The organism is Providencia sp. PROV236 (genome assembly GCF_033676985.1).
In the GTDB taxonomy this organism is placed as follows: domain Bacteria; phylum Pseudomonadota; class Gammaproteobacteria; order Enterobacterales; family Enterobacteriaceae; genus Providencia; species Providencia manganoxydans.
Genome location: NZ_CP096297.1, coordinates 2,888,306 through 2,911,047, shown reverse-complemented (window position 1 = coordinate 2,911,047; position 22,742 = coordinate 2,888,306). Strand labels below are relative to the sequence as shown.

Sequence of the window (22,742 nt, the reverse complement as noted above, 5' to 3'; positions counted from 1 at the left end):
AAATTATTTTGAGCATATATTAAAACGAGTTTCCTAGATGCTCGCAGTTTACTCATTTGTACAATAATGAATGAGCTAAATAGGTCAATAATTTTGCCTTTATCTTGCCATTAGATTTTTTATCCGCCAGCTAATATAAGCGCGTCGAATTTTAAATTTCAGCGTTTTCTGTATTGCTATCTTCCTAGAGCAGCTTTTTCAACGAGTGCTGAAATACGTTTTATCATTGAGGTTGAACATGATTGATAAATTAGATGCTTTGTTTGCTTTTGGGCAACAAGCGTTATCAATACGCGGATCGCGACAAGCGGTGCTGTCCGCAAATATCGCGAATGCAGATACGCCGGGTTATCAGGCACGTGATATTGATTTTAATCGTCAACTGCAACAGGCGATAAATAACGGCGCCGTGAAAGGTAAGGGGGTTGCACTTGCGGTGACCTCAAAAGGACACATAGAAGGCCATGGGGTAAAACAACCGGCTTTGGATCTCAAATATCGTGTGCCTTATCAGACCTCAATGGATGGAAACACGGTCGATATGGATATTGAACGCAGTCAATTTGCCGATAACACCTTGAAGTATCAGGCAGACCTAACCTTTATCAATAGCCGCATCAAAAGCATGTTGGCTGTCTTACAGCAAGGGTAATGATTATGGCTTTACTGAGTATTTTAGATATTTCAGCTTCAGCGCTGACTGCACAATCACAGCGTCTTAACGTTAGCGCAAGCAATATGGCAAACGCTGAAAGCGTAGCAGGACCTGATGGTGAGCCATTTCGTGCTAAACAAGTGGTATTTCAGATGACACCCCAAGGTCGTCATCAAGTCGGTGGCGTTCGAGTGAGCCAACTGATTGAAGATCCGACACCACCACGTTTGGCATATAAACCCGGCCACCCATTAGCGGATGAAAAAGGTTATGTCCGTATGCCTAATGTCGATATGGTTGGCGAAATGATCAATACCATTTCGGCTTCACGTAGTTATCAAGCCAATTTAGAGGTGATGAACACAGCGAAATCGCTGTTGCAAAAAACCTTAACTATAGGCCAGTAACGGGAGGCTAAATGGGCATTGCAGCGACAATGTATGATTCTTTGGACAATACCACAGCAGGCCCTGAGCCGTTGCAAAGTAATATTCCAAAGAAAAGTCAAACAGATGACATGCGTGACACATTTTTGAAAATGATCGTCACACAAATGCAAAACCAAGATCCAACTAAACCAATGGAAAACACCGATTTGACCAGCCAGTTAGCACAAATCGCGACGTTGGAAAGTATGAACAAGTTGGGTGATAGTGTTAATGGTATTTCTCAGCAAATTGGTTCAGGGCAATCATTACAAGCGACTCAATTAGTTGGAAAAGGCGTATTGATCCCACGTAATGAAATTGTGCTTGCACCATTAAAATCATCCAATAATGACAGCAGTTCATCTGTTTCTAAACCTACCAATCCACTGCCAGAAGATGAAACGACCCGTTCCTTATCTGAAAGTAGTCATGATGGTGAAACAGCTATATCTGAAGGGGATTTTATCTCTTCGCCTTTCGGCTTTTTTCTTCCCAAAATGGCCAACAGCGTTGAAATCACTATCCGTGATAAAAATCGAACTGTGGTGCGAACCATTACCTATGACACTGATGTCAAACCCGATATTTATGATATGTCGTGGGACGGAAAAGATAACAATGGCAATGTGGTTGTCGATACAAAAGGTAAATATTTTTTCGATGTCAAGGCTATCAGTAACGGCACTGAAATCGAAGTTACCAAACTAGGCTACACCCGTGTTAATGGTGTCACGCCGGGGAGTGATGCACCTTTATTGGATGTTGGTATTGGGCAAAGTGTTCCACTTAGTAGCATTTTTAAAGTCTACCCATCCGCTTAATTTTAATTTCCCAACCGTCATGGAGAAAATATGTCATTTTCACAAGCAGTCAGTGGCTTAAATGCTGCCTCAGCAGGGCTTGATTCGATTGGTAACAATATTGCCAACTCCGCAACTAATGGATTTAAAGGTGCAACGACCTCATTTGCCGATATGTTTGCCGGCTCAGGCGTGGGGCTCGGGGTGAATGTTGCTGCTGTAACACAAAACTTTAAAGATGGTTCAATTACACGTACGGATAGACCAACGGACGTTGCTATTTCAGGTAATGGTTTTTTCCGTGTACAAGATGCTAATGGCGACATTTATTACAGTCGCGATGGCCAATTTATTCGTGATAAAAGCGGTAACTTAGTTAACAACCAAGGCATGATTGTAACGGGATACCCAGCGAGTGTTGATAATAAAGGTAATGTGGCTATTCAATCAGGGGGGGTACCTGAGGCACTTAATATCCCAACCGATATGATGGATGCTAAAGCGTCGGATATGGCTAAACTGACGATTAACCTGAATTCGGAAGACAATCCTAAAACATTTGACCCAGATAACCCAGATATACCGGGGAGCTATAACTTTAGCACTACGATGACTGCCTTTGATAGCCAAGGCAATACGCACGAAATTTCTGTTTATTTTGTCAAAACCGATGACAATAAATGGACAGCTTATGCGAAAGATGCCAATGACAAAAAAGCGGTAAAATTAGGAGATATGACATTTGATGGTAATGGTCGTTTATCTACACCAGCAGATGCAAAATTTCCTTTCGACTATAAAGGCCTTAACGGTGCGAATAATGGCACTTTACAAGTTGACCTAAATAATACTCGCCAACAAAAAGTCAGTGAATCATCAGTGAGTGCTATTGATGTAAATGGCTATCCAGCCGGTGAATATACAAACTTCAAAATCGAAGACAATGGTCTGATTGTGGCTAACTACTCTAACCAACAAAAACGTGTAGTGGGGCAGGTGGCATTGTCTGCTTTTGCGAATCCAAATGGTTTAGTGTCTCAAGGTGGCAACGTTTGGGCATCGTCGAATGCGTCAGGTAACCCTATTAATGGCGTACCGGGGGTTGGTCAGTTTGGCAATTTGACCAGTGGTGCACTTGAATCATCTAACGTTGATATGAGCCAAGAGCTGATCAATATGATTGTGATGCAACGTAACTATCAGTCGAATGCACAGACGATCAAAACGCAAGATCAGATGCTGCAAACGATGGTTAACTTACGTTAAGTATAGAGGTTGGCCATGGATCACGTTATTTATACCGCAATGGGGGGCGCACGACATGCGCTTGAAAATCAAGCGATTGTTTCAAATAACATTGCCAATATTTCTACGGCAGGTTTTAAAGCTCAGCTAGCAGCGATGCGTGCTGTCCCCATCAATGGAGATAGCGAGCAAACGCGTACATTAGTCGTTGCTTCGACTCCAGGTGCTGATATGAGCCAAGGGCCACTTAATTACACTGGTCGGCCAATGGATGTGTCGCTTAATGATAAACATTTCTTAGCGGTTGAATTGGCGGATGGAAGCGAAGCCTACACGCGCAACGGTAATATTCAGATTTCACCTGAAGGTGAGTTGATGATCGGTGAACGCCGTCTGCAAGGCGATGGTGGCCCAATTAATGTACCGCCAAATGCGGAATTAACCATTGGTCAAGACGGTACGGTAACGGCGTTATTAGCCACTGATCCACCGACGATGTTAGGCCAAATTGGTCGCTTGAAAGTGGTTGAAGCTCAGCCCCAAGATTTATTACGTGGCGAAGATGGATTATTTCATCTATCGCCACAAGCACAAGCGGCTAATGGTAATGGGCTCCCTCAAAGCGAAAATTCAATTATCACTTCAGGGGTAATTGAAGGCAGTAATGTCAATGCCGCTGAGGCGATGGTGGCGATGATTGCCAATGCTAGACATTTTGAAATGCAGATGAAAGTTGTGCGTAGCGCAGATGAAAATGCGCAAAAAGCGAATCAACTGCTTACCATTAGTTAACTTATTAGTAAGGAATTATCCATGATCCGTTCTCTATGGATTGCTAAAACAGGGCTTGATACTCAACAAACGAACCTTGATGTTATTTCAAACAACTTGGCAAACGTGAGTACTAATGGGTTCAAGCGTCAGCGTGCGGTATTTGAAGATTTACTGTATCAAAACATTCGTCAACCGGGGGCGATGAGCTCGGAACAAACCTCGTTACCATCAGGGTTGCAGTTAGGTACAGGTTCTCGCCCTGTTGCCACCATGCGCATTCATAGTCAAGGCGCTTTAAACAAAACAGGTAATTCAACCGATATCGCGATCAAGGGGCAGGGTTTCTTACACGTCCAAATGCCTGATGGGACGGATGCCTATACACGTGATGGTGCTTTGCAACCTAACCAAGATGGTCAATTAGTCACTTCAAGCGGCTATCAAATCGTGCCTGCTATCACTCTCCCTGATAATGCAGAGAGTTTAACCATTGCTCGCGATGGTACTGTTTCTATCAAGGTATTTGGTGACAGCCAGCCGCAACAAATTGGACAAATTACGTTATCGACCTTTATCAATGATGCGGGTTTGCAAAGTATGGGGGAGAACCTATACATGGAAACGGCGAGTTCTGGTGCACCAAATGAAAGTGCGCCGGGAACGAACGGTGCGGGCTTGCTATATCAAAATATGCTTGAAACCTCGAATGTCAATGTTGCCGAAGAATTAGTCAATATGATCCAAACGCAGCGTGCTTATGAAATTAACAGTAAAGCAGTTTCTGCATCAGATCAGATGTTGCAACGTTTAACGCAGCTTTAATTTCATAAATTACATCAAGTGGTTATGCCAACAACCACTTGATGAGCGCCTATTAGGTAAAACAGAAACAGCAGCAAAAGAGCATCATAATGACGAAAAGCGGTATTGCCCTTAATAATAGAAAAGTCCCATCATTTTCACCGAATAAGGCTATCGTGATTGCGATGGTATTCGTCATCAGCGGCTGCGCCCACATTAAGCCTGGCCCGCTGGTGGATACTCAAACAACAGCATTACCGACAGCCCCCACTGCACCTGCACCCAATGGAGCAATTTTTCAAAGCACACAACCTGCTTATTACGGCTATCAACCTTTATTTGAAGATAGGCGCCCACGTAATGTTGGCGATATCTTAACGATTAATCTCCAAGAAAATGTTAGCGCCAGCAAAAACTCATCAGCGAATGCCAATCGTAGTGGTAAAACGGGATTCTTAGCCGCAATTTTACCGGGCTTTATGCAAGGTTGGCTTGGCGGAAGCAATACCGAATTGGATGTGAAGGGGAATAGCGATTTCACAGGTAAGGGAGGTGCAAATGCTAACAACACCTTTAAAGGCACGATCACCGTCACGGTCGATCAATTGCTAGCGAATGGTAACTTGCATGTGGTCGGTGAAAAACGGATTGCTATTAATCAAGGAACGGAGTCGATTCGTTTTTCTGGGGTGGTTAACCCACGCACCATAGGTGCTGATAATAATGTGAGTTCAACCCAAGTCGCAGATGCTCGTATTGAATACGTCGGTGATGGTTATATTAATGAATCACAAACCATGGGTTGGTTACAACGCTTTTTCTTAAATGTTTCCCCTTATTAAGATGGAAATTGAGCTGTATATCGGTAGAGATAATCGAATGAATAAATTAGTGACCCTTTTGCTCATCTTGTTCTGTTTCACGGCGGTATCTGCACACAGTGAACGGATCAAAGATCTTACTACGGTACAAGGTGTGCGTGACAATGCGTTGATTGGATATGGATTGGTGGTAGGGCTAGATGGTACAGGTGACCAAACTATGCAAACGCCTTTTACCACACAAAGTTTAAGCAACATGTTATCTCAAATGGGGATCACGGTTCCTCCTGGCACCAATATGCAGCTGAAAAATGTGGCGGCAGTGATGGTGACCGCTAAATTACCGCCTTTTGCTCGTTCAGGACAATCCGTTGATGTCGTCGTTTCCTCGATGGGCAATGCGAAAAGTTTACGCGGTGGCACATTATTGATGACGCCATTAAAAGGCGTCGATGGGCAAATTTACGCGATGGCACAAGGCAACATCTTAGTAGGAGGTGCGGGGGCGAGTGCGGGTGGCAGTAGCATCAAAGTCAACCAATTAAATGGTGGGCGTATTTCAGGTGGTGCGACTATTGAACGTGAATTGCCAACGAGTTTTGGGCAAAGTGGTATGATCAACCTGCAATTGAACGATGATAGCTTTACATTAGCACAAGATATTAGTGATGCAATTAATCGCTTACGCGGTGCAGGGACTGCAACAGCGCTAGATTCACGTACAGTACAGTTAAATGTACCAATGAATAATGCGGATCAAGTGCGTTTCTTGGCTCAGGTTCAAGAGCTGAATGTGCGAACACCATTAGCGGAAGCGAAAGTTATCGTAAATTCACGTACTGGCTCAGTAGTGATAAACCGTAGTGTAACGTTAGAAAGTTGTGCGGTTGCGCATGGTAGCTTATCTGTAACAGTTGAAAGACAAACACAAGTCAGCCAGCCAGACACACCATTTGCCGGTGGGCAAACGGTTGTAACACGTAATACTAATATAGGCGTTCGTGAGCAAGGTGGGGCGCTGCAAAAGGTCAATGCAAGCGTACAGCTTAACCAAGTGATACAGGCACTTAATACACTGGGTGCAACACCGACAGACTTGATGTCCATTTTACAAGCAATGGAAAGTGCGGGTTGTTTACATGCTAAGTTGGAGATCATCTAATGAATGATATGCAACTGATGCAGGGGGCCGCATTTGATTTGCAATCGCTGAATGGGCTAAAGCGAGAACTGACTGATTCACCTGAAAAAGGTTTGCGACAAGTCACTCAACAGCTAGAAGCAACCTTTGTCCAGATGATGCTAAAAAGTATGCGTGATGCGTTACCGCAAGATGGCTTATTTTCTAGCGATCAAACACGTATGTTAACCAGTATGTATGATCAACAAATCGCTCAGGATTTATCGCAAAAAGGGTTAGGTTTTGGCGAAATGATGTATAACCAGCTAAAAATGCAAGGTAATACCTCACCACTAGAGCAACCGATGAAACCATTTAGTATGGAAGATCGCTTAATCGACAGCCTACCTAACCAAGCGATGGCACAAATTGTGCGCCGTTTTGCGCCATTAGGTGATGCTTTATCATCACCGATGCAAAAAGTGAAATCTCTCTCTCTAAACAGTCAAAATTTCATTAGCCAACTGATCGAACCCGCAAAAGCGGCGAGCCAAAAAAGTGGTATATCGCATTTATTAGTACTTGCTCAGGCCGCTTTGGAGAGCGGGTGGGGGCGTCGTGAAATCTTAACCGCAGAAGGGAAAAGCAGTCATAATTTATTTGGCATTAAAGCCGGTAAAAATTGGCAAGGCCCTACCACCAATATCATGACGACAGAAGTGATTAATGGCAAAAGCATTAAGATGCGTGATGATTTTCGTGTTTATGGTTCTTACGAGGAAGCGATTGCTGATTACATCAATTTATTGACAGAAAATCCACGCTATCGGGACGTGAAACATGCGCAATCACCAGAGGTAGCAGCACGTCGCTTACATCAGGCTGGTTATGCGACAGACCCGAACTATTCTGACAAGTTGATTAGTCTGATCAATCAAATTCGCGGCCATCAAACCTCTGATACGACAGCCTCTCGGGCTATTAAAGCCTATAACGTCGATTTGAGTGATATTTTTTAAAATTTCATGGCGCTAGGACTAAATTTTTTTGTCGTTTTTCCGATAACCACTACAGATTTGAAAAATTTCCGGTTGATATTGCGAAGGTTTCATCAATAACCATGGCGGTAAGCACCAGAGAAAGGAACAGCTTATGCTAAACAATGTAATGAACAACGCGCTTAGCGGGGTGAATGCTGCACAAGGCGGGTTAAGTGTTATATCAAATAACTTAGCTAACGCAGGTGTGGGCTATTATCACCGCCAAAGTGCCGTTTTCGGGGAGAATCCCGGTACAATGACTCCTAATGGCTATTTTGGTAATGGCACTTATTTCAGCCATGTGCGCCGTGAATTTGATGAATTTATCAACCAACAGTATGGTCAATCGCGCGCACGTAGCGGTGACTATGAAGCTTATGCAAAAAATAGTAGCCAAGTAGATGATTTATTAACTAATGATACGGGGGATATTTCCAATAACCTTGGTAGCTTTTTTACTGCTCTGGATGCGGCGAGCAGTGATGCCAGTGATAAAACATTGATTGATGTTTTTTTGGGTAATTCAAACTCATTAGTTAGCCAACTTAAAGAAGCGGATAGACGTCTACAAGAGATGGAGCGTGATGTTAATCGCCAAATTGAAACCAAGGTGAAAGACATCAATACCTACGCGGAAAAGATTGCAGGACTCAATCAACAAATTGCACGTATGCGCTCAGTAAGTGGCTCAGAGCCTAATGATTTATTAGATGTTCGTGATCGCCTTGTCAATGAGGTCAATTCATTGGTCGGCGTCAAAGTGATTGAGCAAAACGGTAATTACAACGTCACCTTTGCTAATGGCTTGCCATTGGTTACTGGCGAAAAAGCAAATCGACTTGAAGCAGTAGCATCTGCGCAAGACGATAGCCGTTTTAGCATTGGTTTTGTGGGGGCGAATGGACAAGTTCGTGAAATCTCTGATGAGGCGATTCGTGGCGGGGAACTGAGCGGTGTTCTCCGTTCTCGCAAAGATGTGATTGATCCTGCTTATCAAAAGCTAAATCAGCTTGCGTTAGTTTTTGCCAGTAAATTTAATGAAATTCATGCCAAAGGCTTTGACGCCAATGGCAATACAGGCAAAGACTTTTTTGAAATCGGTAAAGGTGGTGTGGTGAGCAACACTTTTAACCAAGGTAAGGCTGATTTCGATTTAAGTTATAGCGATGTTTCTAAGGTGACGGGCAATAACTATGAAATGCGTTTTGATGGTACCGATTGGAATGTCACGCGGTTACCTGAAGGCGTAAAAATTGCTGTCGATACCTCAACAGCTGACACCTTAAAATTTGATGGCATTGAAATAAAAATAAGTAATAACAATGCGCAAGCCGGTGATGCATTTCTAGTAAAACCTGTTGATGGTGTGATCAATGGAATGCAAACGCTGATCAGCAATGCAGCTGACTTTGCGGCAGCCGGAGCTAAAGGTAGTGGGCCTGGGGACAATGAAAACATTAAACAATTAGTCAAATTGCAAGATCAAAAATTGGTTGGCGGTAATTCGACTTTCTCTGATTATTATGCATCGATAGTCAATGAAGTAGGGAGCCAAACTAAGCAGGCGCAAATTGATTCTGAAGTACAAAATAAAATGACTGAAAGTTTTTATGCGCAAGAGCAGGCAGTTTCAGGCGTTAATATGAATGAAGAAAGCATTCAAATGCAGAAGATCCAACAATTCTTCAATGCGAATGCACAAGTATTAAAAACGGTCGATGACTTATTCAATGCCCTGATGAGAGCATTTTAATTTTCAGTAATTAAAAAGGATCCTGTTATGCGTTTAAGTACAAATATGATTTATCACCAGCGCCTGCAAGATATGAATAATGCTCAGTCACGCTGGATGGAGGCAGGTAGCCAATTAGCGTCGGGTAAACGAGTCAGTAAACCCTCAGATGACCCGCAAGCGTCTTCACAAGCAGTACGGATCAACCAATCAGAAAACCGTAATCAACAATATGTGTTGAGTCGTGGTTTTGCCAAAACGGGTATGTTGTTGCAGATGAGTGTTCTGACACAAATGAATGATGTGACGACTCAAATAGATACCACGATTATTCAGGCCTCAAACCAAGGCCCTTTAAGTGATAGTGATAGAGAATCGCTAGCCGATCAGATTTCAGGCTTAAAAGATCAATTGGTTGCACTGGGCAATACGACTGATGGCAATGGTCGTTATATTTTTGCTGGTTTTAAATCGGATCAGCCACCTTTTGAAGTCGACGCAAGTGGTGAGGTGATTTATAACGGTGGTGATAAAGCGATTACACAAAATGTGTCTAGCGATCGCGAAATGACGACCTATTATACGGGCAATCAAGTGTTTGCAACCGATGGTAGTAATCATGTTGAGGTATTTAAAGCACTCAATAAAGCAATTACAGCTTTAAAATTACCACAAGATACCGCAACAGAAGCCGAGCTAGCGGCTGCACAAAAAGATTTAGGTGAGGCAAATACGGCGGTTAAATCAGCGTTAGACCAAATTTCTAATATTGAGTCTAAGCAAGGTTTACAATTACAAGAAATTGATAAATTAGACTTTCTTGCAGATTCACGCAGTATCCAAAATAGCAAACGAGTCAGTGAATTGTTGGAAACAAATTGGACTGGTACGACATCAGATTATTATAAAGAGATGGCGATGTTCCAAGCTTCACAGGATATTTTTAAAGACTTAAATAGTATGTCGCTGTTTGGTGGTCGCTAAGTGATTTGCCAGCACTGATTGTTTGATAGAGGTGCTGGCTTAATTCGTTAGGGAGAATCTATTTTTCTTTATTGGTTCAATAGCAGTAGATATTGTCTTTTTTGATATTCATTTTGATTCGTTATCCTTCTTAAATTACCTTCTATTTTCCCACATTAAAAATAATAAGTTAAAACAATAGGTTAAGATACACCTTATAAAATAAGGTATTTTTAACAATTTCGGGCTAGTTTCTTGTTATCTTAGATGTTTTCTATGATAGGCTATAGTTCACTGCCGTATAGGCAGCTTAGAAAGCATCGATACATCAACCGCACCGGATATCGAAGTTCACTGCCGTATAGGCAGCTTAGAAATGTTTTGCAGAAGAGTTTTGCAGGAGTTTTGCGTTCACTGCCGTATAGGCAGCTTAGAAAAAAATAAGAAAGGGGCAAAGAGCCCCTTAGATGTTCACTGCCGTATAGGCAGCTTAGAAATACCGCCCTTTTCGCGCATCGCTAAAGCATGAGTTCACTGCCGTATAGGCAGCTTAGAAAATTACAGGGTATGCGATAACGCTATTTCACAAGTTCACTGCCGTATAGGCAGCTTAGAAAGTCATACCAATAGGTATAAATCCCATCAGAAAGTTCACTGCCGTATAGGCAGCTTAGAAAATTCCCTTGAGGTTTGATGAGATATAACCAATGTTCACTGCCGTATAGGCAGCTTAGAAAAGATGTTAAACATTGCAGCGCTAAAGGGTGAGGTTCACTGCCGTATAGGCAGCTTAGAAAGAAGCTTTTAAAAATTAAAGAGTTGCCCGAGTGTTCACTGCCGTATAGGCAGCTTAGAAACCAAGCCGAAAGCACGGCTTGTTCTGATGAGCGTTCACTGCCGTATAGGCAGCTTAGAAATCTGGATGTGCGAAACTCTCACTTATCGATTGATTCACTGCCGTATAGGCAGCTTAGAAATAGCAAATCAGGACGATGAGCTAACTAATGAAGTTCACTGCCGTATAGGCAGCTTAGAAATCTGGATGTGCGAAATCCTCACGTATCTTGCGGTTCACTGCCGTATAGGCAGCTTAGAAAATTTCATAGACAGATTGACCTATCCCAGTTGTGTTCACTGCCGTATAGGCAGCTTAGAAAAAATAGACCAGAACTTGATGATTTGCATATTACGTTCACTGCCGTATAGGCAGCTTAGAAAAAAGCTCTTTATCTATTCCAATGCTCAAATAAGTTCACTGCCGTATAGGCAGCTTAGAAAGTATGCTGGTTTCGCTTCGGATAACGCATTCTGTTCACTGCCGTATAGGTAGCTTAGAAATATGAAGGTTACGGGGACTCGTGTGCGCAACAGTTCACTGCCGTATAGGCAGCACATACAATCAGTCTTAATGACAAACCAAGGTAATGACTTGCGTACCTTGTTGTTGCCAATACAATATCCATCTTTCGCCTTTTATGTGCCCAGCGAGATCATTTGTTAGCTCAAGCGTCAGTGTATTGTGGGTAATGTTAATGATTTGTGAGCTAAAAAAATCAATACTTTGTTTTGCATCATAACAGAGTGCCTTGTATAAACTCTCTTTGGCACTAAACGCGAGGGTGACAGCGAGAGGAAAAGGCCAGCCAATCAAGCTTTGCCTTTCTGCATTATTAAGTACGACTTGCCAAATTTGCTTTGCTTCAGACTCATCAATAATGGTTTCTATATCGATGCCGACACTTGTTATGGCTTTATCAATCGTAGCAATCGCAATCGCACAACAACAATTATGACTAAGACTGCCTTTAATGCCTTTTGGCCACAAAGGCTCACCGTGTAAACCCATATCGATGACTTGGCCGCGACCCGTTAATGATTTAATCGCATAGGAAGCTGCGATACGTCCTGCTAGGTGCTCGGCTTTTCGTTTGATGACTGCATTTGTGAGTTTGCTGTGATGCGGAAGATAGAGTAAGTCATCACGGGTGAAGGTGGTGGGATCAAAGTACAAAAAGTGTAATGTTTGTTTGCCTAAGTAGCGGGTTAAATAATGAGTATCCATACTGATATGGGCCTTCAAATGAATTATCAAAGGTAACAATAAGTCGCTTGATTATTTATTGTTATTCCTTTTTTTAGCATCAGCCTAATCTTTTTTGAAAAGCCATAAAGCACCACTCCACCATTATGATAGAAGTTGAACTAGTGACGATAAAGGCTTGATATGGTAATTCACAATCCATCCAATGCTTCTGATGGGGCGTTTGATGCCTCATGTAATACACAATCAGGGTTAGTACTTCTATCAACACGGGGCATAGCGAGGACAAGCGTATAATGTGTCATAAATTACCTCTTGTTGCTGCTCAGCCCGCGATTTGGGCCGCTGAACGCTTGTATACAGAATACCCTGCTTGGAGCGTTGCACATTATGTCGAATTGGTCGGCGAACTTAATGTCACGCAGCTAAAGCAAGCCATTATTAGTGGCATGATGCAAGCGGATACATTACGTATGCGTTTTCAAGAACAGGATGGTGAAGTGGTTCAGTGGTTTGATGAGACATTACAGTTTGATCTTCCTGAATACATAGACTTACGTCACTGCCCTGAACCTCATAATACTGCGTTGACTATTATGAATGCTGATCTTCAACAAGATTTACGTGTGAACAGTGGCAATTCATTGGTAATGCATAAAATATTACAACTGGATGATCAGCGATGGTATTGGTATCAACGCTACCATCACATTCAAGTGGATGGTTTTAGTTTCTCGGCGATTACTCAGCAAATAGCGGCAATTTATCGTGCGTTACAGCAAAAACAATCAATACCAGCATCACCATTTACCCCTTTTCAAGCGGTTGTCGATGAATATCTAAAATATCAAAATAGTGAAATTTTTCATATAGATAAAGAATTTTGGAATGATTATTATCAAAAATTACCCATTCCTGCATCACTGTCCTCCAAATCATTATTGGATAAAGCCAACAATATCATACAATTACAGTATATTATTGAAAATCAATTCTTTGCTCATAAACAGGGGTGTCAGTCGATAGATTTAGCGCTTGCACTAGTGACATTATGGCTCGGAAAATTATGTGGCCGTATGAATTATTCGGCTGAATTTATGTTTATGAGGCGTATAGGATCTGTCGCACTCGCTGCAACAGGACCTGTGGTAAATATGTTACCCTTTGCTATTCAGATTGATGAAGGGGAAACATTACCTGAATTTGCACAACGGCTCGCTCAACAGCTGCAAGTGATACGCCGCCATCAACGTTACAACTCTGATTATCACTTTCGAGATAGGTGTGGGGCGGGACGAAATGAATTAATTTACGGCCCTGTATTAAATGTCAAAATGTTTGATTCTCCATTGGAGATGCCAAAACTTACCACCAAAACGCATTTGCTTGCTTCAGGCCCAGTTGATGAGCTGGAATTGGCGCTATTAGTTGATGAAACAGGACAAGTGACGATTGAGTTATTAGCTAATGGTCGCTGTTTTGAACGGAAAGAACTTGAAGAACATTTACAACGCATCTCATTGATGGTTAGGCAATTTATCCATAATCCTACATTAAGATGTGGTGATGTTGATGTCTTGCTGGAAAGCGAATATCAACAACAATTACGCATCAATCATACTCACAGAGAGTTGCCCATCACAACACTAAGTTGCCTTGTTGCTACACAGGCAGCTAAAACACCGGATGCAATTGCATTAGTCGATCAGCAATATTCGCTGACTTATGACGAAATGAGAAAACAAGTCGTTGCTCTATCTCTACAGCTAAAATCGTTAGGGGTAAAATTAGGCGATAGCGTGGCAATTGCCTTACCTCGGTCGATATTTTTAACGCTTTCTATCCATGCAATCGCTGAGATTGGGGCAGCTTGGTTGCCATTAGATATTGATTCTCCAGATAGACAGTTGGATAAAATATTGAAAGATGCTCAACCCATACTTTTGATTACGCTGGCGGAATATCTACCCCGTTTTTCCGGTATAAAAGTTTTATGTTATAACGCGTTATTGCCATATATCCCACAATGGATTGAGCCTTGTATTCAACCTGAACACACCGCTTATATTATGTATACGTCGGGCTCAACAGGGGTGCCTAAAGGAGTAATGATTGGGCAAAAAGCGATAGTAAACCGTCTACTATGGATGCAAGAGAGTTATCCATTGGCATCAACCGATGTTGTGATCCAGAAAACACCGTGTAGTTTTGATGTCTCAGTGTGGGAATTTTGGTGGCCGTTGATTGCGGGGGCTAGATTGGTGATGTTAGAGCCGCAAGCTCATCTTGATCCGCTAGCAATGATGTCATGTTTTAAGCAGCATAGGGTCACCACAGCCCATTTTGTTCCTTCTATGTTAGCGGTTTTTATTGAGTCATATATCAGACAGCCGCACAGTTTAACGCTGAAACAGGTCTTTTGTAGTGGTGAGGCTTTACCGACCGAGCTGTGTCGTCGATGGGAACGGCTAACTCATATACCGTTATATAATCTTTATGGGCCTACCGAAGCGGCTATTGATGTTAGTTATTACAAGGCTTACGGCGATGACCTTGCTGCTGTAGAAGGAAATACTGTACCAATTGGTTACCCAATATGGAATTCAGGTATGCATATACTTGATAGCCAACAGCGACCTGTTCCTTTTGGGGTCGCGGGTGAATTATATTTAACAGGAGTGCAACTCGCACAGGGCTATCTTAAACGTCCTGATTTAACAGACAATCAATTTATTTTTAATCCACTTAATGTGGGTCAACGCATGTATCGTACAGGTGACATTGCTCGTTGGCTCAGTTCAGGCGCAGTAGAATATCTCGGTAGAACTGATTCGCAGCTGAAAATAAGAGGCCAACGGGTAGAGCTTGGTGAAGTGGAGTGTGCCATGTTACAGCTTCCTGATATAGCACAAGCCGTGGCACATGCATGTATATTAGATAATACGGCGCAAATGGCAGGGGATACACGGCAGCTAGTGGGGTATGTGACTTCTATCTCAGGTCAGCAACTTGATATGGTTAGCTTAAGAGAACAGTTAAGTGAGCATTTATCACCTTATATGCTACCGTCAATGATTGTACAACTTGATGTTTTACCACTCAGTAAAAATGGTAAATTAAACCGTAAACGCTTACCTCTTCCTGAATTGCTTTCCCCTAAAACGGGCAGAAAACCGTTAACGAAAACCGAACTAATTATTGCCAAGGCTTACCAGCAATTATTAGGTTGTCATATTGAAAGCATTGATGCGGATTTTTTTGCTTTAGGAGGGCATTCTCTTCTGGCAATTCAGCTAGCGGCACAGCTAAGTCAGCAGTTACGCCAGCAAGTCACCCCTGGCCAAATTATGGTATCACCGACAATAGGCAAACTTGCTGCACGTTTAAATCCGCAACCTACATTCAAAGATCCTTCGCTATGGGGCATGGAAACGATTTTACCCTTGCGTGAACGAGATGGCCCTACACTGTTTTGTTTTCATCCTGCATCGGGTTTTGCATGGCAATTTAGTGGATTAGCTTGCCATCTTAGTGAGCGTTGGAGTATCACTGGTTTGCAATCACCACGTCCAATGGGAGCAATGATGGCTGAAACCATTGATGATGCATGCGAGCAGCATCTCAAAACGTTATTAATCCAACAGCCACAAGGCCCTTATTATTTATTAGGGTATTCTTTAGGAGGAACTTTAGCTCAAGGGGTTGCTGCTCGTTTGCGAAAGCTCGGTAAAGAGGTGTTATTCTTAGGTCTTTTGGATACTTGGCCGCCAGAAGTACTCAATTGGCGTGATAGGGCTCAGGGGGAAATAAACCCCGATATAATAGCTAAAATCGCTCAAGAACGAATCGCATTTATGTCAGTACAGACGAGTACAGAAACCAATAACCTTTTTCGAATCATTGAGCAAAATTATACCGATGCGGTCAGATTACTGACGACAGCTCATACATTACCTTATGATGGTAAGGTGACACTATTTGTGGCTCAAAAAACGCTACCTGAAGGGCTAACTCCTAAAACAGCTTGGGCGCCGTGGGTACAACACGTCGATCTTTACCCTCAAGACTGCACTCATGTTGATATTATTTCCCCAAAATCATTTACGGCAATTGGCCCTGTATTACGACAAATATTAGGTTAGCTTATTATATTACAACCGCATTAATGTAATGAAATTGTCTTGTATTTTCTTTAGTCATCAAATATTTGCTATATTTAGCTGTGTAAATAACCAAAAAGCTTTTTATATCATGGTATTAGTTAGTATTACTCTTCGGATATTAACAACATAAATTTGCATGACAAGCAAATGAGAACCCATACTTTTACATAATATTTTTCATCAAAATAGAGATAATAATTATCGTTATCCCATTTATTTTACTGTGTTAGCATGCGCGACACTGATTTAATCAAAGATAAAACGAAAAGAAGTATGAGGAGAAAACTAAGGTTACTGAGTGTAAGTTTATTAAAAAATACCCTGCATTTCGAGTCATTTTTATTGCATAACTATTAACGATATTGAGTTAATTATTTTTCGACGCATTAACACGAGTGGCTTCGATATGAAGGCTATTTCAATCTCTGGTGGTCAGTGGGTAGGGCAAGTTTTCAGCTTGAATGCGTTGCTATTGCTTTTGGTGTTGTATTGAGTGCCATTGACGACGCTGCTGGTAGTGAATTTAGGGGCTTACTAATGACTGTAGGCTGAATATTTGTTGAATTACTCAGAAAATTGAGACCGTTTCACCATAAAAATATTAGGAGTTAAAGCGGCATAGTAGGTGGTTCGTGGTGTTGCCTTATCTATTCAAAGGTGTGGCTGTTGTAACGTATCCGCTAATTATTATACCAATAATTATTTATATATTTGATGGCTTAAAGGGAACAACATGGAAGAAACGTTAATCGAATATGAAGTCGATACGCTAGCAACATTATCGCCAAATAGTTTTCTATTTACTTCACCTTATCAAAGCTTTTCAACAACAGGGTGCTTTTGCCAATTAACAACACCAGCCAAATGCGGTGAAAACTTATCAAGTATTTTTCAAAAAGACCTTATAGCTGCTTTTGACGCAGCAAAAATGGCAGGCATCACCAACCCCATCATCGTTGGTGCGCTTCCTTTTAATACTGATGAACCCTCAACATTATTTGTACCTCAAAGTATAAAAAAGATCATAGAGCCATTAGCTGAATCAAAAGGTTCAAAACCAAACATTCAGGTTAGTCAGCATCGTGAATATCCGAATCAACAGCAATTTACTTCAATGGTTGAGCAAGCAATTAGCACGATGCGAACGACTTTATTAGACAAAGTGGTATTGGCGCGTTTGTTGGATATAGTGGTTACGGCGCCCTTAGAATGCCATTATCTTTTGCAACGATTAATGTCTCAAAATCCAACTAGTTATAATTTTCATGTACCGTTGTTTGATGGTAGTAGATTGCTCGGTGCTAGTCCGGAACTATTGATCCGTAAACAAGGTCATCGCTTTTTTTCACAACCACTTGCCGGCTCGGCGCCACGAAATCTTGATGAACAATCCGATCGAGAAATAAGTTTACGCTTATACGGTTCGATAAAAGATCACTATGAGCATCAATTAGTGATACAAGCTATGAAAGCATTACTCTACCCTCGTAGTCATCGATTATTTTTTTCTGAACAACCTAAACTGGTTAGTACCCCAACATTATGGCATCTCGCGACTGATATTGAAGGTATCGCACATTCACAAGAAAATGCACTTTCATTAGCGTGTTTATTGCATCCAACGCCCGCTTTAAATGGTTTTCCATATCAGTTAGCTAAACAATTTATTTCACAGGTAGAACCGTTTAATCGTCAATTATTTGGCGGCATTGTTGGCTGGTGTGATCATCGTGGTAATGGTGAATGGGTGGTTGCTATTCGCTGTGCTCGAATAAAACAAAATTATATCAGCTTATTTGCTGGTGCAGGTATCGTACCTGATTCATCGCCATTATCAGAATGGCAAGAAACAGGGGCGAAGCTTTCAACGATGCTTAATGTTTTGGGCCTGAATTAAGGAGGCAACAATGTGCATTGCTTATACGCGTTGGCCAGAACAATTTGCTGCCCGTTATCGTTTGAAAGGCTACTGGCAAGATCTCCCTTTAACACATATTGTGACACGTTATGCTAGTAATCAATCAATAGCCATTGTTGATAGAGAGCGCCATTTTAGTTATCAACAATTTAATCAATCTATTGATAATTTAGCTGCGTATTTACAGTATAAAGGGGCGAAATGTGGAGAAACCGCACTTGTTCAGCTAGGTAATGTAGCTGAATTTTATATTGTCTTTTTTGCGTTATTACGGATTGGCGTGGTTCCTGTCAATGCATTATACAGTCATCAAAGTCACGAACTGAATGCCTATGCGCAGCAAATTAATCCAACTTTATTTATTGCGGATAGGCAGCATTCATTATTTGTTGATGACGGCTTTTTAACCACTTTTTGCGCTCGTTACTCGTCGGTACGTTTAGTATTACTGAATAATGATATAGGCGCCCGCAGCCTGAATAACATGATAAGACAAACGCATTATCAAGTTATTGCAACACCAACACCGGCCGATGAGGTTGCTTTTTTTCAATTATCAGGCGGAAGTACTGGGACGCCTAAACTGATCCCTAGAACTCATAACGATTATTTATATAGCGTTCGTCGCTGCCAAGAGATTTGTCAACTTAATCGGCATACTTGTTACTTATGCGTACTACCTTCAGCACATAATTTTTGTTTAAGTTCACCGGGAGCTTTAGGGGTCTTCATGGCAGGGGGATGCGTTGTGCTAGCAAATAACCCAAGTCCAGACCACTGTTTCAAGCTTATTGAACAGCATGGGGTCAATATCAGCGCAGTCGTACCTTCTATCGTTAATCTTTGGCTGCAAGCTCTGAGAGAGCGAGGGGGTCATAAGCAACTCTCTTCTTTGAGGCTACTGCAAGTAGGGGGAGCTAGCCTGACGTCATTACTGGCGAAACGTATTACTGGTGAAATGAATTGTCAGTTACAGCAAGTGTTTGGTATGGCAGAAGGACTTGTTTGCTGCACGCGTCTTAATGATGCATTGGATAAAATCACGCAAACTCAAGGTTATCCTATTTGCCCTGATGATGAGTTATGGGTAGCTAATGAGCAAGGTGAAAAGCTTGCTTCTGGTGAAATGGGTCATTTAATGACGCGGGGGCCATACACCATTCGAGGGTACTTCAATAGCATAGAACATAATCAAGAAACGTTTGATCATGAAGGTTTTTACTATTCAGGGGATTTAGTCTCGATCAGTATCGATGGTTATCTCACCGTACATGGACGAGTAAAAGATCAGATCAATCGAGGTGGCGAAAAAATCGCGGCGGAAGAAATTGAAAATCTGTTACTTCAACATAACGCAATCACTCAAGCAGCTCTTGTCAGTGTTGAACATGATGTATTAGGTGAAAAAAGCTGTGCCTATTTGGTGACGACAACACCATTACGAGCAGCAGAAATAAGACGTTTTTTAAATCAGCAAGGGATAGCTAAATACAAATTACCTGATTTTATTAAATTTATTAAAGCATTACCGTTGACTGCGGTCGGTAAAGTGGACAAAAGAAAATTACGTGAATGGCTAATTGATTAATCTTAAATAGGAGGAAGAAGAAAATGGCAATACCAAAGCTGCAAGACTATGATTTACCAAATATGAACAATATTCCTCCCAACAAGGTTAATTGGGAATTTAAACCAGATAAAGCGGTATTGCTTATTCATGATATGCAGTATTACTTTGTCAACTTTTGGGACAAAAACAGCCCAATGTTAGCTAAAGTTATCGATAACATTAATATACTGCGACAATTTAGCCGGCTGCATGGGATCCCCATTTATTACACTGCTCAGCCCAAAAACCAAAGTCATGAAGAACGTGCTTTACTTAATGATATCTGGGGAGCGGGTTTAGTCAACTCCCCCGAGCAACAGCCGATAATTGAAGCTTTATCTCCTCACATAGATGACATTATCTTACCTAAATGGCGTTATAGTGCATTTCAACGGTCATTACTTGAGCAGCAGATGCGAGAAGGGCATCGCAATCAACTGATCATTGTTGGGATCTATGCGCATATTGGTTGTATGGTGACCGCTATCGATGCATTTATGCATGATATTAAACCCTTTTTTGTTGCTGATGCGATGGCGGACTTTAGTCGAGATGAGCACTTAATGTCACTCAATTATATTGCGGGTCGTGCTGGTTGTGTACTCATGACCAAAGATTTATTACAAACAGCGATTTCAAAGGAAGCACTGCGTACACAGGTTCTTTCTTTGCTTGATGACTCTGATTTCCCTTTAGATGATGAAAATCTTATTGATTATGGATTAGATTCAATACAAATAATGTCATTAGCTTCCAATTGGCGAAAAACTTATCAACATATTGATTTTATTAGTTTAGCTAAGGAGCCAAGCATTAACGCATGGTGGTCATTACTGTCACAGAAAATGTGAACGCTATGAAAAGTACATTTAATTTTCGCGATAAAACGGTGTGGGTTACGGGTGCCGGACGTGGGATTGGATTAGCGACAGCACTAGCATTTGTGAACTCAGGCGCTGAGGTAACTGGGTTTGATATTGCGTTTACTCAAGGCAATTATCCTTTTGCAACAGAAGTGATTGATATTGCTGATCCTCAACAAGTTGCTCAAACATGTCACCGATTATTTGAGCTTCAACCGAGGTTGGATGTATTAATCAATGCTGCGGGTATTTTAAGGCTTGGCAATACTGATGAACTGGATGTGACAGATTGGAAAAAAGTTTTTTCGGTAAACGTAGATGGTGCTTTTTATCTATTTCAACAAACAATGGCACAGTTTCGTAAACAAAAAAGTGGAGCGATAGTTACGGTTGTTTCTGATGCAGCACATCTACCGCGTATGGGGATGAGTGCTTATTGTGCATCTAAAGCAGCATTGAAAAGTTTAGCTTTAACGGTAGGTTTAGAGCTGTCTAGTAGTGCGGTACGTTCTAATTTAGTCTCTCCAGGTTCAACGGATACCGATATGCAACGTATGCTGTGGGTGAGCCATGATGCAGTTAAACAGCGGGTTTCAGGCGCCGCAGATCAATTTAAATTAGGGATCCCCTTAGGGAAAATTGCTAAACCAGATGAAATTGCCAGCACCATTTTGTTTTTAGCTTCAGATGATGCAAGTCATATCACCTTGCAAGATATTGTGGTCGATGGAGGCTCAACATTGGGGGTATAGCCCCCAGTGTTGTATATCGATACACGATTTTATAATGTCTCTATTCCGTCTTAATCTTTATTGACCTTGTGTTTTTTGTTATCTATTGATTATTAATAAAATCAATTGGTTATAATGATAAGAAAAAAAGAAGGTGTTTTACGAAAAAATACAGTAATGAATTGTTGTCTAAGACATTTTATCTGGTAAGTTATAGTTCACTGCCGTATAGGCAGCTTAGAAATAACACACGTGCTATCTCAAATGTTGTGGTACGTTCACTGCCGTATAGGCAGCTTAGAAAGCATCGATTGAAGGATGCACTTGCATCAGGCAGTTCACTGCCGTATAGGCAGCTTAGAAAACTTGCAGGAAAAGCCGCTCCACCTGTTTTATGTTCACTGCCGTATAGGCAGCTTAGAAAATCAGGCAATGACCGCCTAACGTGATTGTCAGGTTCACTGCCGTATAGGCAGCTTAGAAATCGCACCATATCCGCAAAAGGCAATCGTAAACCGTTCACTGCCGTATAGGCAGCTTAGAAATAATCGGTCTTTTGTGATGTTGTCGTTCGAGTGTTCACTGCCGTATAGGCAGCTTAGAAATCAAAACCTGACGCGTCAAATTCTGTTGCATCGTTCACTGCCGTATAGGCAGCTTAGAAAGACACCCACCTTACCCACAAGATTAATTTGAAGTTCACTGCCGTATAGGCAGCTTAGAAATCAAAACTTGGCGGAATGGAATGCGCTAGAAAGTTCACTGCCGTATAGGCAGCTTAGAAAATTTATCGCCGTGGCGAATGTTGCCGGGGTTGGTTCACTGCCGTATAGGCAGCTTAGAAATTGAGCTTTGTATCTAACGCATCGGTTACATCGTTCACTGCCGTATAGGCAGCTTAGAAAACGGGTAAAATGAAGACAGAATCTGTTAACAGGTTCACTGCCGTATAGGCAGCTTAGAAAACACAGTTAAAAGGTTGCCTGATTATTTAGCCGTTCACTGCCGTATAGGCAGCTTAGAAAACTGGCGTATAGT

The 22,742-nt window shown here is 41.7% G+C and carries 17 protein-coding genes and 2 CRISPR repeat arrays (1 of these 19 cut by a window edge); of the genes, 16 read left to right on the top strand and 1 reads right to left on the bottom strand.

Annotated elements, in window-relative coordinates; genetic code table 11:
* Nucleotides 1–238 precede the first annotated feature (238 nt).
* From flgB to flgL, 11 genes are all read left to right on the top strand, one after another.
* Nucleotides 239–652: a flagellar basal body rod protein FlgB gene (flgB, locus tag M1E96_RS13280; protein ID WP_272579584.1), complete on the top strand. Its 414-nt coding sequence runs from the start codon at nucleotides 239–241 to the stop codon at nucleotides 650–652.
* A gap of 5 nt (nucleotides 653–657) precedes the next feature.
* Nucleotides 658–1,062, top strand: coding sequence for a flagellar basal body rod protein FlgC (gene flgC / locus M1E96_RS13275; protein WP_140181613.1), 405 nt, complete (start codon nucleotides 658–660; stop codon nucleotides 1,060–1,062).
* An 11-nt stretch (nucleotides 1,063–1,073) separates the two neighbouring features.
* A complete protein-coding gene (locus M1E96_RS13270) occupies nucleotides 1,074–1,904 on the top strand; it encodes a flagellar hook assembly protein FlgD (RefSeq protein ID WP_272579585.1) in 831 nt (276 codons plus the stop codon).
* A gap of 30 nt (nucleotides 1,905–1,934) precedes the next feature.
* Nucleotides 1,935–3,149 (top strand): flagellar hook protein FlgE, encoded by a 1,215-nt coding sequence (gene flgE, locus M1E96_RS13265; RefSeq protein ID WP_140181615.1) that lies wholly within the window; start codon nucleotides 1,935–1,937, stop codon nucleotides 3,147–3,149.
* Nucleotides 3,150–3,164: 15 nt separating this feature from the next.
* The gene (locus M1E96_RS13260) at nucleotides 3,165–3,920 is read left to right on the top strand and encodes a flagellar basal body rod protein FlgF (RefSeq protein WP_272579586.1); all 756 of its coding nucleotides are present in this window, start codon (nucleotides 3,165–3,167) and stop codon (nucleotides 3,918–3,920) included.
* A gap of 21 nt (nucleotides 3,921–3,941) precedes the next feature.
* On the top strand, nucleotides 3,942–4,724 hold the full coding sequence (gene flgG / locus M1E96_RS13255; RefSeq protein ID WP_070926050.1) for a flagellar basal-body rod protein FlgG: 783 nt from the start codon (nucleotides 3,942–3,944) through the stop codon (nucleotides 4,722–4,724).
* Between the two features lie 89 nt (nucleotides 4,725–4,813).
* Nucleotides 4,814–5,545 (top strand): flagellar basal body L-ring protein FlgH, encoded by a 732-nt coding sequence (locus M1E96_RS13250; RefSeq protein ID WP_070926052.1) that lies wholly within the window; start codon nucleotides 4,814–4,816, stop codon nucleotides 5,543–5,545.
* A gap of 37 nt (nucleotides 5,546–5,582) precedes the next feature.
* On the top strand, nucleotides 5,583–6,686 hold the full coding sequence (locus M1E96_RS13245) for a flagellar basal body P-ring protein FlgI (protein ID WP_337979424.1): 1,104 nt from the start codon (nucleotides 5,583–5,585) through the stop codon (nucleotides 6,684–6,686).
* The gene (flgJ, locus tag M1E96_RS13240; protein WP_070926054.1) at nucleotides 6,686–7,663 is read left to right on the top strand and encodes a flagellar assembly peptidoglycan hydrolase FlgJ; all 978 of its coding nucleotides are present in this window, start codon (nucleotides 6,686–6,688) and stop codon (nucleotides 7,661–7,663) included. The genes M1E96_RS13245 and flgJ overlap by 1 nt, the downstream gene beginning before the upstream one ends.
* A gap of 133 nt (nucleotides 7,664–7,796) precedes the next feature.
* Nucleotides 7,797–9,437: a flagellar hook-associated protein FlgK gene (flgK, locus tag M1E96_RS13235; RefSeq protein ID WP_272579587.1), complete on the top strand. Its 1,641-nt coding sequence runs from the start codon at nucleotides 7,797–7,799 to the stop codon at nucleotides 9,435–9,437.
* Nucleotides 9,438–9,464: 27 nt separating this feature from the next.
* On the top strand, nucleotides 9,465–10,400 hold the full coding sequence (gene flgL / locus M1E96_RS13230) for a flagellar hook-associated protein FlgL (protein ID WP_272579588.1): 936 nt from the start codon (nucleotides 9,465–9,467) through the stop codon (nucleotides 10,398–10,400).
* Nucleotides 10,401–10,668: 268 nt separating this feature from the next.
* Nucleotides 10,669–11,777: a CRISPR direct-repeat array (repeat unit 28 nt; unit sequence GTTCACTGCCGTATAGGCAGCTTAGAAA).
* Between the two features lie 7 nt (nucleotides 11,778–11,784).
* On the opposite strand, the gene entD is transcribed toward flgL, so the two are convergent.
* Nucleotides 11,785–12,441, bottom strand: coding sequence for an enterobactin synthase subunit EntD (gene entD / locus M1E96_RS13225; RefSeq protein WP_272579589.1), 657 nt, complete (start codon nucleotides 12,439–12,441; stop codon nucleotides 11,785–11,787).
* A gap of 275 nt (nucleotides 12,442–12,716) precedes the next feature.
* Here entD and M1E96_RS13220 point away from each other — a divergent pair, with 275 nt between their 5' ends.
* From M1E96_RS13220 to dhbA, 5 genes are all read left to right on the top strand, one after another.
* Nucleotides 12,717–16,562: an enterobactin synthase subunit F gene (locus M1E96_RS13220; protein ID WP_369427106.1), complete on the top strand. Its 3,846-nt coding sequence runs from the start codon at nucleotides 12,717–12,719 to the stop codon at nucleotides 16,560–16,562.
* Between the two features lie 754 nt (nucleotides 16,563–17,316).
* Complete coding sequence (locus M1E96_RS13215; protein ID WP_272579591.1) at nucleotides 17,317–18,480, top strand: isochorismate synthase; 1,164 nt, start codon at nucleotides 17,317–17,319, stop codon at nucleotides 18,478–18,480.
* 10 nt (nucleotides 18,481–18,490) lie between these two features.
* A complete protein-coding gene (locus M1E96_RS13210) occupies nucleotides 18,491–20,089 on the top strand; it encodes a (2,3-dihydroxybenzoyl)adenylate synthase (protein WP_272579592.1) in 1,599 nt (532 codons plus the stop codon).
* A gap of 23 nt (nucleotides 20,090–20,112) precedes the next feature.
* Nucleotides 20,113–20,961 (top strand): isochorismatase family protein, encoded by an 849-nt coding sequence (locus M1E96_RS13205; protein WP_272579593.1) that lies wholly within the window; start codon nucleotides 20,113–20,115, stop codon nucleotides 20,959–20,961.
* A gap of 5 nt (nucleotides 20,962–20,966) precedes the next feature.
* Nucleotides 20,967–21,725 (top strand): 2,3-dihydro-2,3-dihydroxybenzoate dehydrogenase, encoded by a 759-nt coding sequence (dhbA, locus tag M1E96_RS13200; protein ID WP_070926148.1) that lies wholly within the window; start codon nucleotides 20,967–20,969, stop codon nucleotides 21,723–21,725.
* A 195-nt stretch (nucleotides 21,726–21,920) separates the two neighbouring features.
* A CRISPR array of direct repeats spans nucleotides 21,921–22,742; the repeat unit is 28 nt; unit sequence GTTCACTGCCGTATAGGCAGCTTAGAAA; it runs 408 nt beyond the window's last position.